This window comes from Spiroplasma endosymbiont of Apeira syringaria (assembly GCF_964020205.1).
Classification (GTDB): Bacteria; Bacillota_I; Bacilli_A; order Mycoplasmatales; family VBWQ01; genus Spiroplasma_E; species Spiroplasma_E ixodetis_A.
Genome location: NZ_OZ026543.1, coordinates 1857181 through 1874372 on the forward strand (window position 1 = coordinate 1857181; position 17192 = coordinate 1874372).

Here is a 17192-nt window from a genome sequence, read left to right on the forward strand (position 1 = left end):
TTATTAAAAAGCCTCATATACAAGACATTTTGAAGAAATGTGGTTTTTTGCAAACTGCAAAATATTTTTACTCTTTGCGTTTTTCAATACTTTCACAATTAAATTATTGGTTGTTTTTTGATAAATGCCAACAATCAAGGTTTTATTCACCAAGGATCTTCCTTGTTTTTTAAAACCCATATGTGAAAGATACATTTCATCAATTTGCACTGTACCTTCAACAATAAATTGAGGTTTTTGTTTTGCAATACGTGTTCTGATTTTATGAGTCATTCTTCAAGCAGTTTTCAAAGTCACTCCCAATTCTTTTGCAATATATGTTGATGGAATTCCATGTTTGGTGTTTATTCATCTAAAGATAAGATAAAACCAAGATGTTAAAGATGTTTGTGACATTGAAAATATGGTGCCTGTGAGAATGCTAAATGTTTGATTACATTTTAAACATCTCATTCTTTTTAAATCAGAAGTATTCAAATTAAAACTAAAACACCTAATACATTTGTTTTCTTTCAAATTTGCTATATATGCAAGACATTGCTGTTCAGTTTGAAAAGCATTGTTGAATTCATTCAGTTTCATTATTCCCTCCACAAGTACATGTGGGGAGAAGTCCGTATAAAAATTTTCTTGCATATATAAAAATCCTCGACAGTATTATTAATTTTATATATTTTTACTAACAAAATAATCATAACACAAAAAACAAAATAATTAATAAATTATCTTGAGGTGAATTGTGATACTTAATAATTAATTAATTAATTTAATCAATATACATAATAATTATACCATTATTTATTTAGTAAATAAAAAGCGAAAAATAAATTTATAATAATATTTATTTAAAAAAGAAAAAACTCCAAAAAGGAGTAGTAAAAAACATAATTTTATTAAATGGGGCGACTGACGGGATTCGAACCCGCGAATGTCAGTTCCACAAACTGATGCGCTAGACCGCTACGCCACAGTCGCCATATTAGTTTCTATAAGTAAAACCGTTAAATATTATACAATAAATTTATCATTTTTTAATATTTTTTTTCATAAAACTACAAAAATAATCATCTAATTTTCATATATAACAGTAACAATAATAAAAAAACAATGCTACTATTAACAATTAGAACACAATTTAAAATTAATAATTATGGTTAATTATTAATTTAAAGGCTTTTCTCCCTTTATGTACTATTTTAATTTTATCACATAAATGCTGAGAAAAGCCTATCTACGGACTTCTCCCCACATTTTTAAATCAAACATAGAATTACAGTTTCAAAACTAGGTATCTTGTTGAATTTATATGCAGCTTCTTTAGCATATAAATGAACATGATGTTTTGCAACTTTGATATGTGTTTTAAATGTTCTTCTTATATGTTTTCAAACTGATTCAATTTGGTTGGTATTTACACCAATTTTTGAAACATAGCCATCTTGATGGTTAACTGTTTCATGCTTAGTGAAAACTGATTTAAAATCGCAATATCCTTTTCAAGAATCAGTATATACAAGACATTTTGAAGAAATGTGGTTTTTTGCAAACTGCAAAAGATTTTTACTCTTTGCGTTTTTCAATACTTTCACAATTAAATTATTGGTTGTTTTTTGATAAATGCCAACAATCAAGGTTTTATTCACCAAGGATCTTCCTTGTTTTTTAAAACCCATATGTGAAAGATACATTTCATCAATTTGCACTGTACCTTCAACAATAAATTGAGGTTTTTGTTTTGCAATACGTGTTCTGATTTTATGAGTCATTCTTCAAGCAGTTTTCAAAGTCACTCCCAATTCTTTTGCAATATCTGTTGATGGAATTCCATGTTTGGTGTTTATTCATCTAAAGATAAGATAAAACCAAGATGTTAAAGATGTTTGTGACCTTGAAAATATGGTGCCTGTGAGAATGCTAAATGTTTGATTACATTTTAAACATCTCATTCTTTTTAAATCAGAAGTATTCAAATTAAAACTAAAACACCTAATACATTTGTTTTCTTTCAAATTTGCTATATATGCAAGACATTGCTGTTCAGTTTGAAAAGCATTGTTGAATTCATTCAGTTTCATTATTCCCTCCACAAGTACATGTGGGGAGAAGTCCGAATTTAAATACTCTTAAAATAAAGTTTTATGCCCTTAATAAAAAGCATAAAAATGTAATAGATAATATCTTATTAAATCAATTTATTAATCAAATTTTATTAACAATACTAACTTACAAGTAATTTAGATACTAATAATTATGATTAAAAATTTAGCAATATACTGATTCCTTTCTCAATTAATTTTAATTAAGAACACCAAAAACAAAATAAATACCCTGATTTACAGATTGAAAAAACATTTAAAATTGGTATAATTTATATAATTTTAATTTATATATCTTATTAATCTTATTATTAAAACTTTGAAAAAGTTATAATATGCATTTTTATGTATCAAAAAATATTATTTTTAATAAATAGCAAAATATATATAATAAAAGTTTAAATAAAATTAACTTTAATTATATTTAGGGAAAAAACATGAATAATAGTTTAAGTATAGTTACTAATACTATTTCTTCATTTCAAACCAATGAAGAAATAGTTAATAAACAATCTAAAAAAAGAAAATGACAAGAATATGAACAAAAACCTGAAGTAAAAGCAAAAAAGAAAGAATATAGACAAAGACCTGAAGTAAAAGCAAAAAAGAAAAAATATGATCAAATGTGATACCAAAAAAATAAACAAAGAAAGAAAAAATATGATCAAAAACCCGAAGTAAAATCAAAAAAGAAAAAATATTATCAAAGATCCGAAATAAAAGTAAGAAAGAAAAAATATGACCAAAAAAGAAATCAACTTATTAAATAAAAAGAAAGAGAATTGCAATCTGATCATGTTTCTAGTTAAAAACAAATTTTTGATTTAAGTAATTTTAATTGTGATGATGTATATGATGAACAAGTTATAAAAAATGCATTAAATAATTTAGAATTAGATCAATTAAATTTATTAGATAAAGCTATTGAACAATTGTTAGTTAGTGAAAAAATAGCACAACAAAATGTTGAATGAAATAACAGTATTGTAGTTACAAGTAACTTAGATAGTGATATTTATGATTATAATTTATCAACGAGGCTTTTTAATAATCTGTGTATCTTTGTTTTACAAAGTTACTAATTTAGATTAATTCTGTCTTCAAATTTTATCATAAAATGAGCAATTGCTGTATTTCAATTTTGAATAGGCAATGTTCATTTTTTTGTTATATTTTCAATTGCCAAGTAAAATATTTTGAAAAATGCCATATCATTAGGAAAAACTTTTTTATTTCTGATGATTTTTCGTAATTGACTATTAACAGATTCAATAGAATTTGTAGTATAAATCACTCTTTTGATTTCTACTGGATAACTAATAAAAACCATTAAATTATCTCAATTTTTATATCAAGATTTAGTAATTTGAGGATATTGTTTATTTCATTTACTTTCAAACGATTCTAAAGCTTGCATTGCTTGTTCTTCACTACATGCACTATAAATTGGTTTTAAATCTGCAACTAGACCTTTTCGATGTTTGTATGAAACATATTTTAAACTATTTCTAATTTGATGAACAATGCATAATTGATGTTCTGTTTTAGGATAAACTGATTGTATTGCTTCTGACATGCCTGTTAAATTATCACTACAAGCAATAAGAATATCATTTAAGCCACGATTTTTCATTTCTGTGAAATTAGATAATCAAAACTTAGAACCTTCATTTTCACTAATTCATAATCCTAAAACATCTTTTTTGCCTTCTAAATCAACTCCTAATGCTATATAAACTGATTTGTTAATAATCCGTTTATCTTGTCGTACTTTAACTACTATACAATCAAAATAAACAATAGGATAAATACTTTCTAATGGTCGATTTTGTCATGCTTTAACATCATCAATAACATCATCAGTAATTTGACTAATAACACTTTCACTAATATCAGCACCATGATATAACTCTTGCAACTGCATTCTAATGTCAGATAATGTCATTCCTTTTGCATACAAGGAAAGAACTTGTTGATCAAAACCATCAAATCTTCTTTGCCTTTTAGGAACTATTACAGGAGTAAAATTACTATTGCGATCTCTTGGTACATCAATTTCAATTTTACCTTGTTGAGTTATTAATTTTTTTGAACTTGTACCATTACGAGCATTTTCAGTAGTACTATGTTTATTTTTTTCATATCCTAAATAATTTTGCATTTCAGAATTCAACATTTTTTCAACTAATCTTTTTGTTAATTCTTTATATAAACCGCCAGGTTTAAAAACTGTTGTTAAATCTTCAGTATTTTCTAGTAATAAATCTACTGCTTTTGATATTGGATCATTATTATTAAAGTTATCTTTTTTAGCCATCTGTAACTCACTCTTTCTAGTCATTTAATTATATTTACTAGAATTAATTAAACATAGTTATTTTTGTAAGTTACACAGATTACTAAACATTTCATTATCAACCGGACTTACTCCTTAATTAATTTTAATTATTAATATATTTTAAATTTAAATTAAGAATTTTTAATTAAAAAAAATAATAGTGAGTATAAGAAAAAATAAAAATGATAAATATTATGACTCTTGTTGCAAAATTTTTAATTAAATTTAATATTAATAACATTTAAAATTAGTAAAGCTAATTCATATACGTTTATTATTGTGAATAATAATCATCAATAAATGGAATTCTTCAAAAAATTTCTGGATGATAAGTATAAGATATAAGAAATGCTAACAATCCTACACCAATAATAAAGAAAAATATATCTTTAAAATCAATATGGTATTGACGAAAACGTGTTCTTTTACCTTGTGGATCATAACCCCTTGAATCCATAGCGTACGCTAAATCTTCTGCTTTTTGAAATGAAGAAACTAATAAGGGAATAATTAATGATACTAACGATTTAACTTTTTCTTTAAAATGACCATTTTTTAAATCTACACCACGTGATGCTTGCGCTTTTAAAATTCTACCGGCTTCATCTAATAATGTAGGAATTGAACGAAGAGCAATAGAAATAATCATTGAAATAATATGTACTGGAAATTTAATTAATTTTAATGGTAACATTAAATCTTCTAATGCTAATGTTAAATCTAATGGTTGTGTTGTGGTTGTTAAAATTGTTGTAATTAAAATCATTAAATAAATTCTAAGAGCAATATAAATACTAACAAATATAGCTTTATATGATACCTTAATACCATGCCAACGTCAAATCATTCCAACATTAGGGCCATCAGTTAAAAAACAGTTAATTATAAATAAAATAAATGCCATAAATAAAATGGGACGCATTAATTTTAATAACATCATAAAAGGTAATTTTGCACAAAAGAAAATTGTTATGACAGTAAAACCAATAAGAGCGTAACCTTCAAAAGCATTATGAAAAAAAAGTGAAGCAATTAAACAAATTAAAACTAGTAATTTAATTCTTGGATCTACACGATGAATGATTGAATTTAAAGGTAAATAACGACCAAAACTAACTTTCATTATTTATTACTCCTTACTTTTTATTGCTATTTTTTTTGGATAATATTTTTGATAGCTGGTCAATTAATTCTGAATCACTTCTAGCAGTAATTTTTGATGTATCAAATCCTGCTGCTTCTAATTTATATAAAAAACTATAAATTTTTGGTGGTTCAATTCCGGTTTCGGTAATTAATTTTTTATCTCTAAAAATAGTAATTGGATCTGCTTTTTTATAAATCTGTGTATTATGTAATACAATAACTTCATCAGCAACCATTAGTACATGATTCATATTATGAGTTACTAAAATAATAGTTTTGTTTTCTTTATGATTTAAATCATAAAATAAATTAATTAATTCTTTTTCACCATCGGGATCAAGTCCTGCTGTTGGTTCATCTAAAATTAAAGTATGACCTTGTAATGCCAAAATACCAGCAATAGCAACTCTTCGTTTTTGACCACCAGACAAATCAAACGGACTTCTTGATAAGTATGTTTCGTCTAATCCAACCAAATTAATATATTTTTTTGCTAACTCTCGTGCTTTATCTTTTTTCTCACCAAAATTAACTGGTCCAAACATAATATCTCGTTCAATAGTTTCTTCAAATAACTGATATTCTGGAAATTGAAAGACTAAGCCAATTTGTTTACGTATTTTTTTAATATCACGAATTTTTTTTTGATTAGCCTTAATAATAAAATCATTAATGGCAACTGAACCTGCCATTGGAACTAATAAACCATTAATATGTTGAATCATAGTTGATTTACCACTACCAGTTTCACCAATAATAGCAACTATTTTTTGTTCAACAATTTCAATAGTAATATCTTTTAATGCTTGATATTGATAAGGGGTTTTTGGAGAATAAGTATAACTTACTTCTTTGAATTTAATTGACATAAGCTAGAAATCAACTCCTCTTCACTTAATGTTTCATTAATATTAATCCCCTTATTTTTTAAACCTAACGATACTTTTAAAACAAAAGGAATATCTAAATGAATACTTTGTAAAAACTCTCATTCTTTTAATATTTCAGATGGAGTTCCATAACGAACTAACTTACCTTTATTCATAACAATAATTTTATCGGCATTAATAATTTCATCCATATCATGAGTAATAGAAATAATAGTTTTATTGCGTTGTTCTTGTAATTTTAACATAATTTCTTTAACTTCTCGTTTACCTTTTGGATCAAGCATACTAGTTGCCTCATCAAAAATAATAATATCAGGTTCTAAAGCTAAAACTGAAGCAATAGCTACACGTTGTTTTTGACCACCAGATAATCATAGCGGTTCATGATCTAAATATTTTTCCATACCCACTGCCCTAGAAACTCTGTCAATAATTGCTGGCATATCACTGGGTTCAACTAAATGATTTTCCAAGCCAAAAGCAATATCATCACGAACAGTTGAACCTATAAATTGATTATCAGGATTTTGAAAAACAATACCTAAGTGACGACGTAATTGTTTAATGTTTTTATTAGTAATTGTTTCACCAAATAATTGAATTGTACCTTTTTGTTTGTGTAAAACACCAATAATAATTTTTGAAAGTGTTGACTTACCACTACCATTATGACCAATTATAGTAATATATTCACCATGATTAATATCAAAACTAACATTATCAACAGCGTTATTGTATTCTGGTTTATAACGAAATTCAACATTTTTTAAACTTAATGAAATTTTAGATTTACTCATATTACTTCTAACTCCATTTTAAATATTATGCTAGTAAAATTATAACAGTAATTTTATATATATCAATTTATAATTTATAAAAATTATAAAAAAAGAAAAAAAATGAACAATATCTGTTCAAAATTGAAGTAAAATTATTGTTCATTTTCTAATAAAATTTAGTTTATAAATTAAAGTTATATAAATTTCTATTCTATAAAATTAATGTAAAGAAATATCCGGATTTTTAGAATTTTCTTTTAATAAAGAATCATTTTTTGTTACTTCTTATGTTGATTTCAATAATTTGTCACTTCAACTTTTAGATGAGCTGGGTACTGCTGATGAAGTTGAAGGTTGCGGATCATTATTTGAAATATTATTTTTTGATAATTTTTCTAGTTCTTTTTTAATATCTTTTAATTCTCGTTTTTTTTCTTCTATTTTTCTTGTTGTTTTACCATGATTATTATAACAACCACAGCTCATAAGTAATCAAAATTTATTTCAAAAATCTTTTAATTTTTCAGCTTCTAATTTCCTAATTTCCGCTTCTAAAGATTTTTCTTTTCTTTGATAATATCCTAATGTAAGTTTTTGTTTACTACTTCTATAAAGTTTAGTAAATGGTTTATATATACGTTTAAATCATGGTTTTGCATTTTGCTGAGTAGAAGTAACATTTTCTTCTGGTGAAATTATTATTGATTCTTCTAATGAATTATTTTTTATTCGTTTTAAGACATCTTTTTTTTCTGTAATTTCTTTGACAATTTTTATAGAAGATTTTTCAAGCCTAAATATTGTCAAAAGTAAACTTAAAATTTTTGAATTAATATTTGCTTCATCTATAACCACTATATTTAGTTTATGCTGTAATTCATATATTTCACAAATTCTCTTGTTTTTTTTGATCTCCAATTCTGCTATTTTAACTTCATTTTCTGTTTTTTTATTTGAATATAATTTATGATTTGCTTTTATTAATTGTTCTTTATTTTCTAAAATAATTTGTTTATGTTTAAATTCTTCAAATTCTAATAATGTTATTTCTTTCTCTTTTCTTTTTAAACTAGCATATAAATTAGCAATTTTTAATCTTACTTCTAATATTTCATTTTCTTTTTCTTTAATCAAAAGATTCACATTAGTATCATCATCAACTATCGTTTCTTTTAATTTACCTATTTCTTCTTCCATTTCTTTCTCATTTTTTTTGAATTTTTCTAATTCATTTATTATTTCTTGTTCATTTTCTTTTAATTTTGTTATATTTTCTTGTATTTGTTGTTGTTGCTTTTCTTCTACTTCAACTTTATTTTCAATTTCTTTTCTTAAGTTTTCTAATTTTATTAAATCTTTTTCTTTAAACTTTACCTCTTTTTCTTCATATTTAATATTTTTTTCTTTTTTTTCCTTTAATTTATTTTTAATTTCATTTAAAGCTATCTTAAGTTTTTTAATTTCTTTACTTAAACCTTCTTTTTCATCATTAATATTTAATTTTAGTTTTTCTCATTTTTTTATTTCTTTTTTTCATTTTTAATTTGATTATCATTTTCTTTGATTTCTTTTTCAAAGGCTTTAATTACTTTTTTTATTTCTGAACTTTCTTTTTTATGGTTTTCTTGTTTAGTAACTGGCATCAAAATCTTCCTTTCAAAATAAAAAAAATCGATTATTTTTTTAAAAAAAAATAATCGATTGAAAACTATATTTAGTTTTTCATCTATATTATATATAAACTTTATTGAATATATATTATACTTGCTAGATAACACTTTTAAATTTTTATAAAATATTTAAGAATTATTAAAAAAGTTTATTTTTAAACACTAAAATCTTGTTGTATAAGAAAAAGTATCAGTAATTAAACTATCTGGAAAATTATTATTAGATTATCAAATTATACTGTCTACATCACTTGTATCATCATTACTTAATAAGGAAACAGTATCAACCTCATCATCATTACTTAATAAGGAAACAGTATCAACCTCATCATAATAACTATTAGTATCAGATATATTATTATCAATAATAACTTCAACAAAACGTTCAAATTTAATATTTTTTACTTAAGAGATAATTTTCTATTAAATTCATTATTTTAATTTTATCTTTTCTATTACTTTTTTTCACAATTAAATCATATGCAATTAATCAAGTTTTATCTTTTATTGTTAAATCAATATTAGGTATTTGTAACAGTTCTTCTATTACTTCAAATCTAGAATAAAGAACTGCTTGATGCAAGGGAGTATATCCTAAATTATTTTGTATATTTATTTCACCACCTGCGTTTAATACTAATTTTAATAATTCAACATTAGATCTTAGTACACAATCATGAATTGGACTATCTCCTTCAGTGTCCTTAGAATTAATTTGATCATAAGATAAAATAGAAAGCAATGTTTTTACAATTTCTTTATAATTTTCAACTAAAATTTTAGTTCTACTGTCCTTTATACCCATATCATTATTTGATATAAATCTAAAGTAACCTAATGGATTAACTCAAGGCATTCCCTCTTTAGGTAAGCCCGTTGTGTCAACACTAGCACCTACAATTGCACATTGTAAAGGAGTACCAATTTTTTCTGCTACATAATTTATTAATGATTGATCATTTAATTTTTGTATTAATAATTTTACAATATCTACATTTCCAAAAAGTGTTGCTATATGGAATATATTTCATCCTTTAATTGAATTAATATTTCAGTTAGGATCTAATGATTTTCATAATTCATTATTAGTAAACAATAAATTAACATTAGAATTATTAATTAAAAATTCAATAACTTCATTATCAAATTCACCATATTTGATAAAACGTTTGGCAGCATATTCGAAAGCACATTCAATAGGTGTTTCTCCATTTTTATTTTTATTATTAATTCTTTATTAATTGATAATAAATATTTTAAAATATCAATTTGACTATTATTTGCAGCAATATGAAAAAGATTACTCTCATTATCAATTATTTCTTCTAAACTAATAATATTAGTTACTAATTTTATACCTTTGATATTTCCTTCTTCAATTAATTTTTTTGATAATGCAAAACTTAATTTACTTTTAAATAAAATTGAATCATTAACTTTAAATAATTTTATTAATTGTTCCTTTTCATCATTCATAATAAGAAAATTAGCACATCTATAACTAATATTAATATGATAATTATTTACTATTATATTTTCTAATTCTTCTAAAAACCATTCTAGCTTTTTTAATTCTGCAGAATCTTTTAAACTATCTCCATCTTTAGCATATTCATAGTTAATTAATCTTTCTTTTATTATTTCAAGATTATCTTGTAATTTTGATTTTATCTCTTCTATAATTTTAAAATTTTCTAGTTCTTTAAAAGATTTATCAATAAGTTGATAAGTATTAATTTTTTCTTGAAATATTTTTTTTACATTCTTAATAAATATCTCTATATCTAAATTACTAATATTTTCTATAGATATCATCTTTCATTTTCTCCTTTTTATTCAAATTAAAAGTAAAATTTAATAAACATAAAAGAAACTAATATAGATAAAATATCCATATTAGTCCTAAACATTTATTAAATTATGAATTAATAATATCATAAAGGTTTTCTAACTTTATATAATTTTAAAAAATATATAAAAAAAACTAAATTTTACTATATAAAAATAAAACCAAAAAAATCAAAATTACTATGTCATAAAAATAGAATTTACTATTAATAGTAAATTCTATTTTTATTCTTTTAACTTATATTTTTTTTAATTAGTTTATCATCACTAACAACAAACTCTACATTCTTTGTTGTTGAAGTAACTCATTCACCAACACTTGGATCAAAATAAAGTCCTCTTTTTGGTTCCATAAATCAAAATATAATCATATAATTATTTTTATAATTAATCTCATTAAGATCATCAAAAACCTATGTTGGATCCTTTCCTACTGCCACTTTTTTATAAATTGAATTACCATTAGCATCTTTAATAGTAATTTTTATATAATCACTGCCTCCATAACCAATATTAAATTTTTCATTATTACCACTGATGAAAAATGTTTTCTTAGTTTTATTTAAATTAATAATTGATCGATATTGTGTTAAGTCCTGTCCCATTCCTTCTAATAATATACTATTTGCAAAATTTAATTTCACTGGAATTTGATATTTATTACCAACAAAATCTTCATTTCTATCTATAACTACAAAATTAGTATCAATACTTTTTTTATCAAGAAAATCAGGTTTTTGATAAGAAATATCTTCAACAGTTTCAACTTCTAAATTATCTTCCATCATAATATTTTCTTTAACTTCATTTTTTAAAATTTCATCACCAATACTTTTTTCTAAAAAACTAATAACTTTTACTTCTTGCACTGGTTGATAACTTCGCAATTCATGTTCAACAATAGCATTATCATCATAATGACCATCAAAGATATTATTTCAAATCTCTTTTGTTAACTTTGGATATTTACTTACAATTTTTTCAGTATCTTCATCAGCTTTAATTCCTCATTTAGCAAAGAATGGAATTAGATTTCGATTAGCTATTTTTGAAGTCATTTTAATAAAAAATTGTTTTTTTAATTCATTATCAGTTGGTAATAACTTATCATCTAATAATCGACAAGATTGATTTAAAGTTGAATAAAATCATTTTCCAAAAGCTTGATCTAATTGTCAAAACATACCTAATTTAACAAAAAGTGATTGTTTATCAAAATTTTTATCAGCATTTTAATTTAAAATAAATTCTTTAATATCTTTATCAGCATGTGATTTAATTAAGTTATTTTGAAATCCAAATTCTCTTTCAACTCAAAGTGCACTAATATTTACTATAACTTCAGTTAGATCATTTCATTTATAACGCGGATTTTGAAATGTGTGTCCTATCTCATGTCATATATATCAACCCTCATTAGGCTTCTTCTTAAATAATGCTTTTCCCGCACCAGTAGCTTGTTGAATAATAATATGATAGTGTGTTGCACTAGCATATCCTGCACCAGTATCAGGATTTGTAATATGTATTTTATTATTAACTTTTCGAGCAATACCATTATATTCTAAATTTAATCCACTAACCATACTTGTTAATTCATAAACTTTATCTAAACGAGTAAATGTTTCATTAATATTATAATTAGGCTTTTCTCCCTTTATGTACTATTTTAATTTTATCACATAAATGCTGAGAAAAGCCTATCTACGGACTTCTCCCCACATTTTTAAATCAAACATAGAATTACAGTTTCAAAACTAGGTATCTTGTTGAATTTATATGCAGCTTCTTTAGCATATAAATGAACATGATGTTTTGCAACTTTGATATGTGTTTTAAATGTTCTTCTTATATGTTTTCAAACTGATTCAATTTGGTTGGTATTTACACCAATTTTTGAAACATAGCCATCTTGATGGTTAACTGTTTCATGCTTAGTGAAAACTGATTTAAAATCGCAATATCATTTTCAAGAATCAGTATATACAAGACATTTTGAAGAAATGTGGTTTTTTGCAAACTGCAAAAGATTTTTACTCTTTGCGTTTTTCAATACTTTCACAATTAAATTATTGGTTGTTTTTTGATAAATGCCAACAATCAAGGTTTTATTCACCAAGGATCTTCCTTGTTTTTTAAAACCCATATGTGAAAGATACATTTCATCAATTTGCACTGTACCTTCAACAATAAATTGAGGTTTTTGTTTTGCAATACGTGTTCTGATTTTATGAGTCATTCTTCAAGCATTTTTCAAAGTCACTCCCAATTCTTTTGCAATATCTGTTGATGGAATTCCATGTTTGGTGTTTATTCATCTAAAGATAAGATAAAACCAAGATGTTAAAGATGTTTGTGACCTTGAAAATATGGTGCCTGTGAGAATGCTAAATGTTTGATTACATTTTAAACATCTCATTCTTTTTAAATCAGAAGTATTCAAATTAAAATTAAAACACCTAATACATTTGTTTTCTTTCAAATTTGCTATATATGCAAGACATTGCTGTTCAGTTTGAAAAGCATTGTTGAATTCATTCAGTTTCATTATTCCCTCCACAAGTACATGTGGGGAGAAGTCCGATAACTTATTATTATTTTGAAGATAGCACATTAATAAATCCTAATATAGAAAATATTATTTGCCAATCTTTACCTTTTGTAGGAAGTTATGTAGCAAGTAATGGGCTCCAAGCACATAATAATTATTCTTGACAAACAATACATAATGATTTTTTATTGTTAACAAATTATAAAAAATTGAGATCGCGGAACACATAATGCTATTTATTATCTTTTAAATAATAAAGGTAGCTTAAATAAATATTTTCACCAAGAATTAAGTAATAATGCATTAAGAATAATGGTTTTTAGCACAAGCATGTATCATGCAATTAACAATTATCAAAATCCACCATTAATAACTTCAAATCAAAAATGAAAAATAAAAAAATTACAAAATTGAATAGATACCAGTATTAAAATCTTTGAAAAACAAAAATACACTATTGCTAAAGAAGCAAATAAATTTCAAAACTTAAATAATCTTATTGAAATACTGAAAAATTTTAAAAATGATATTATTACAAATAAAAAATGGCTTTTCTCCCTTTATGTACTATTTTAATTTTATCACATAAATGCTGAGAAAAGCCTATCTACGGACTTCTCCCCACATTTTTAAATCAAACATAGAATTACAGTTTCAAAACTAGGTATCTTGTTGAATTTATATGCAGCTTCTTTAGCATATAAATGAACATGATGTTTTGCAACTTTGATATGTGTTTTAAATGTTCTTCTTATATGTTTTCAAACTGATTCAATTTGGTTGGTATTTACACCAATTTTTGAAACATAGCCATCTTGATGGTTAACTGTTTCATGCTTAGTGAAAACTGATTTAAAATCGCAATATCCTTTTCAAGAATCAGTATATACAAGACATTTTGAAGAAATGTGGTTTTTTGCAAACTGCAAAAGATTTTTACTCTTTGCGTTTTTCAATACTTTCACAATTAAATTATTGGTTGTTTTTTGATAAATGCCAACAATCAAGGTTTTATTCACCAAGGATCTTCCTTGTTTTTTAAAACCCATATGTGAAAGATACATTTCATCAATTTGCACTGTACCTTCAACAATAAATTGAGGTTTTTGTTTTGCAATACGTGTTCTGATTTTATGAGTCATTCTTCAAGCAGTTTTCAAAGTCACTCCCAATTCTTTTGCAATATCTGTTGATGGAATTCCATGTTTGGTGTTTATTCATCTAAAGATAAGATAAAACCAAGATGTTAAAGATGTTTGTGACCTTGAAAATATGGTGCCTGTGAGAATGCTAAATGTTTGATTACATTTTAAACATCTCATTCTTTTTAAATCAGAAGTATTCAAATTAAAATTAAAACACCTAATACATTTGTTTTCTTTCAAATTTGCTATATATGCAAGACATTGCTGTTCAGTTTGAAAAGCATTTTTGAATTCATTCAGTTTCATTATTACCTCCACAAGTACATGTGGGGAGAAGTCCGTATAATTATTAGGATCTTCATCTATTCATAATTCTTTTGCAAGTTCCATTTGGAATGTTCCAAAAACATGCTCTCCAATAATTTCAACAAATGGTGATTCTATATTATCATATAACATTTGTTGAAATTCTTCATTTGTTGTTGGTACAACAACAAATGTTGGAACTTCTATTGCATCTTCAACAACAATTTTAGCAAATCGTTAATTAATGTTATTATTTAATATTTCATTATATTCTTCATTTATTATTTTACTAGCAACAAATGTTGAATCTTCTATTTCTGATTCAATTTCTGATTCAGCAGTAATCAATACGTCATAATCAGTATATTCATTTTTATTATATAGATACAACATACCATCTATTTCAGAAATAATAGTTTGATTTTCTTCATTAATAACATACTCTTTTGGTTTTAAACTTTGACCATCATTTAAATTTTTATAACTTCCTCATTGTCCAATAAAGATGCTAAGTAAAGATTCATCATTTTCTAATAATTTTATTGTTATTTTTGATCCTTTAACTACAAAAATTCCTGTTGTAGTAAATTTAGAATGATTAAGTACTCTTTGTTCCTTAGTAAGATTTTCTTCAACAATACCTTGTGCATTAGCAATAATTATTTTTTTCATGTTTTATTCTCCTTTATTTGAGATAAATATTTAAAAATTACTATATCTAATAAATTTCTTTACAAAAATAATTTTAATTATTGACTGATATTTTTTTGATAATTATTGTTTTAAATACAAATAATCCAAATACTACCCCAATCAAATATATAAGTTTTACTTTTTATTAAAGAAACTAAAAACTCCTTATAAAAATAAGGAGTTTTAATTATAAAATAAAACTTACATATATAATATAACATTGAAATAATAAAAATACCATAAAAAATATTTATCAATAATTGTATTAAAAAATACAATTTTATTTAAAATTGTCAACCATATAAAAAAGAGAAAACATAAAAATGCTTTACTCTTTCCAAAATTTTCTTGCTTTAATATTTTTAATTAAACAAAAGTAATTAATACCATTGGCGCATTATCACCAGTTCTATTATCTACTTTAATTAACTTTGTATATCCACCTTTACGGTCTTTATATCTTTCAGCAATATTGCCAAATAATGTTGGAATAACACCATCCTTTGGATGCTCTTTAGTTGTAATTTTACGTAATTTAGCAATTGCCATTCTTCTTGAATGCAAATCACCACGTTTAGCTAATGTTACTAAAGGTTCAATAAATGTTTGTAATCTTTTTGCTCTTTTTTCTAACAAAACTAATTTTCCATGAACAATTAATTCACTTGCTAAATTACGGATTTCAGCATCTACTTTAGCACTATTTCTTCCGATATCGTTAATATATGACATTTTTTCTTATCCTCCTTCTTAGTTTTTAATAGAAAACTCTAAATTATGTTTTGATACACAATCTTCAATTTCTTTAATTGATTTTGAACCTAAATGTTTAATTTGTTTAATTTCATCTAAACTTTTACTTACAATATCACCCAAAGTTTTATAACCATCACGTTTTAAACAATTGTATGAACGAACAGTTAAATTCAATTCTTCTAAGGCTTTGTTTAAATCATTATTTTCTTGCTCATTAGTAATTGAAATAACTTCAAAGTTTTTAACATTATCATCTAAATTAACAAAAAATTCAATATGACTCATTAAAATTTTAGCTGCCATTGCAATAGCTGATGCTGCTTTAACTGAACCATTAGTTTGTACACCAAGAATTAATTTTTCATATTCAATACCTTTTAATGTTTTAGTTACAGGTTCAATTTTATAATCAACTTTTTCAACGGGTGAAAAGTTTGAATCAATAGCAATAATGCCTGAACTATTAGCAATTTCTTTTTTATTTTCCTCAAATGAAGAATAACCACGAGATTTCTTTACCATTAATTCCATTTCAAAAAGAACATTTCTTGAAGTTGTTCGAGCAATAATTAATTCTGGATTAACTACTCTAACATCAGTTGGACAACTAATATCTCCAGCAGTAATATCTTGTTCACCAGTAATACTAATTTTTAAATTAGCAATTTTTTCGTCCTTTTGAATATCACCATCAAAGGCTAAAACTAAGTCCTTAACATTTAAAATTATTTCAGAAACATTTTCAATTACACCTTTAACTGCAGTAAATTCATGAGATACACCACTTATTCTAATTGCATATACAGAAATACCTGGTACTGAAGATAATAATGTTCTTCTTAAGGCATTAGCTAAAGTTGTTCCATAACCACGTTCTAATTGACTCACAATAAATTCACTGTAATTAATAGCACTATTTTCACTGTTTAAACTAAATTTTGGTTTTAAAAATTGTTGTTCCATGTTTTATTTTC

The 17192-nt window shown here is 24.3% G+C and carries 21 protein-coding genes and 1 tRNA gene; 4 read left to right on the top strand and 18 right to left on the bottom strand.

The annotated features are described in order from the left end of the window. Positions 1–3: 3 nt before the first annotated feature. Complete coding sequence (locus tag AACL02_RS11490; RefSeq protein ID WP_339041698.1) at positions 4–582, bottom strand: IS1595 family transposase; 579 nt, start codon at positions 580–582, stop codon at positions 4–6. On the opposite strand from AACL02_RS11490, the gene AACL02_RS11495 reads away from it, so the two are divergent. After that, entirely contained in the window at positions 528–683 is a 156-nt protein-coding gene (locus AACL02_RS11495) for a hypothetical protein (RefSeq protein WP_339041699.1), read from the top strand. The two genes, AACL02_RS11490 and AACL02_RS11495, sit on opposite strands and share 55 nt — an antisense overlap. 215 nt (positions 684–898) lie before the next feature. On the opposite strand, the gene AACL02_RS11500 is transcribed toward AACL02_RS11495, so the two are convergent. Both AACL02_RS11500 and AACL02_RS11505 read right to left on the bottom strand, forming a co-directional pair. After that, positions 899–975: transfer RNA gene (locus tag AACL02_RS11500), tRNA-His, on the bottom strand. A gap of 278 nt (positions 976–1253) precedes the next feature. Further along, positions 1254–2075 (bottom strand): IS1595 family transposase, encoded by an 822-nt coding sequence (locus AACL02_RS11505; protein WP_281748407.1) that lies wholly within the window; start codon positions 2073–2075, stop codon positions 1254–1256. On the opposite strand from AACL02_RS11505, the gene AACL02_RS11510 reads away from it, so the two are divergent. Both AACL02_RS11510 and AACL02_RS11515 read left to right on the top strand, forming a co-directional pair. Beyond that, on the top strand, positions 2021–2233 hold the full coding sequence (locus tag AACL02_RS11510) for a hypothetical protein (protein WP_339041700.1): 213 nt from the start codon (positions 2021–2023) through the stop codon (positions 2231–2233). The genes AACL02_RS11505 and AACL02_RS11510 overlap by 55 nt on opposite strands. Before the next feature lie 300 nt (positions 2234–2533). Beyond that, complete coding sequence (locus tag AACL02_RS11515) at positions 2534–2866, top strand: hypothetical protein (protein WP_339041701.1); 333 nt, start codon at positions 2534–2536, stop codon at positions 2864–2866. 308 nt (positions 2867–3174) lie between these two features. Here AACL02_RS11515 and AACL02_RS11520 read toward each other — a convergent pair whose 3' ends face one another. The 11 genes from AACL02_RS11520 to AACL02_RS11570 form a co-directional block, all read right to left on the bottom strand. Further along, positions 3175–4413, bottom strand: a complete 1239-nt coding sequence (locus AACL02_RS11520) for an IS256 family transposase (RefSeq protein ID WP_339043739.1) — start codon at positions 4411–4413, stop codon at positions 3175–3177. 295 nt (positions 4414–4708) lie between these two features. Further along, the gene (locus AACL02_RS11525; RefSeq protein ID WP_339041702.1) at positions 4709–5557 is read right to left on the bottom strand and encodes an energy-coupling factor transporter transmembrane component T; all 849 of its coding nucleotides are present in this window, start codon (positions 5555–5557) and stop codon (positions 4709–4711) included. Positions 5558–5570: 13 nt separating this feature from the next. Then, entirely contained in the window at positions 5571–6449 is an 879-nt protein-coding gene (locus tag AACL02_RS11530; protein WP_281748539.1) for an energy-coupling factor transporter ATPase, read from the bottom strand. Then, the gene (locus AACL02_RS11535) at positions 6425–7267 is read right to left on the bottom strand and encodes an energy-coupling factor transporter ATPase (protein WP_252320168.1); all 843 of its coding nucleotides are present in this window, start codon (positions 7265–7267) and stop codon (positions 6425–6427) included. The genes AACL02_RS11530 and AACL02_RS11535 overlap by 25 nt, the downstream gene beginning before the upstream one ends. Before the next feature lie 267 nt (positions 7268–7534). Beyond that, entirely contained in the window at positions 7535–8446 is a 912-nt protein-coding gene (locus AACL02_RS11540; RefSeq protein ID WP_339041703.1) for a hypothetical protein, read from the bottom strand. 323 nt (positions 8447–8769) lie between these two features. Then, positions 8770–8892: a hypothetical protein gene (locus tag AACL02_RS11545; RefSeq protein WP_339041704.1), complete on the bottom strand. Its 123-nt coding sequence runs from the start codon at positions 8890–8892 to the stop codon at positions 8770–8772. Between the two features lie 418 nt (positions 8893–9310). Continuing rightward, complete coding sequence (locus AACL02_RS11550) at positions 9311–10015, bottom strand: ankyrin repeat domain-containing protein (RefSeq protein ID WP_339041705.1); 705 nt, start codon at positions 10013–10015, stop codon at positions 9311–9313. Positions 10016–10038: 23 nt separating this feature from the next. Beyond that, a complete protein-coding gene (locus AACL02_RS11555) occupies positions 10039–10734 on the bottom strand; it encodes a hypothetical protein (RefSeq protein ID WP_339041706.1) in 696 nt (231 codons plus the stop codon). Positions 10735–11180: 446 nt separating this feature from the next. Continuing rightward, on the bottom strand, positions 11181–11951 hold the full coding sequence (locus AACL02_RS11560) for a M60 family metallopeptidase (protein ID WP_339041708.1): 771 nt from the start codon (positions 11949–11951) through the stop codon (positions 11181–11183). 48 nt (positions 11952–11999) lie between these two features. Continuing rightward, the gene (locus tag AACL02_RS11565; RefSeq protein ID WP_339041710.1) at positions 12000–12353 is read right to left on the bottom strand and encodes a M60 family metallopeptidase; all 354 of its coding nucleotides are present in this window, start codon (positions 12351–12353) and stop codon (positions 12000–12002) included. Positions 12354–12493: 140 nt separating this feature from the next. Then, positions 12494–13315, bottom strand: a complete 822-nt coding sequence (locus AACL02_RS11570) for an IS1595 family transposase (protein WP_339041712.1) — start codon at positions 13313–13315, stop codon at positions 12494–12496. On the opposite strand from AACL02_RS11570, the gene AACL02_RS11575 reads away from it, so the two are divergent. Further along, the gene (locus tag AACL02_RS11575; protein WP_339041714.1) at positions 13261–13548 is read left to right on the top strand and encodes a hypothetical protein; all 288 of its coding nucleotides are present in this window, start codon (positions 13261–13263) and stop codon (positions 13546–13548) included. The genes AACL02_RS11570 and AACL02_RS11575 overlap by 55 nt on opposite strands. Positions 13549–13947: 399 nt before the next feature. Here AACL02_RS11575 and AACL02_RS11580 read toward each other — a convergent pair whose 3' ends face one another. From AACL02_RS11580 to AACL02_RS11595, 4 genes are all read right to left on the bottom strand, one after another. After that, positions 13948–14763 carry an IS1595 family transposase gene (locus tag AACL02_RS11580; RefSeq protein WP_339043600.1) on the bottom strand — a complete coding sequence of 272 codons (816 nt, stop codon included), beginning with the start codon at positions 14761–14763 and terminating at the stop codon, positions 13948–13950. A gap of 243 nt (positions 14764–15006) precedes the next feature. Beyond that, complete coding sequence (locus AACL02_RS11585) at positions 15007–15441, bottom strand: M60 family peptidase N-terminal accessory domain-containing protein (protein ID WP_339041716.1); 435 nt, start codon at positions 15439–15441, stop codon at positions 15007–15009. A 387-nt stretch (positions 15442–15828) separates the two neighbouring features. Beyond that, complete coding sequence (gene rplQ, locus AACL02_RS11590) at positions 15829–16194, bottom strand: 50S ribosomal protein L17 (RefSeq protein WP_252319218.1); 366 nt, start codon at positions 16192–16194, stop codon at positions 15829–15831. A gap of 18 nt (positions 16195–16212) precedes the next feature. Continuing rightward, positions 16213–17181, bottom strand: coding sequence for a DNA-directed RNA polymerase subunit alpha (locus AACL02_RS11595; protein ID WP_281748527.1), 969 nt, complete (start codon positions 17179–17181; stop codon positions 16213–16215). Positions 17182–17192 lie beyond the last annotated feature (11 nt).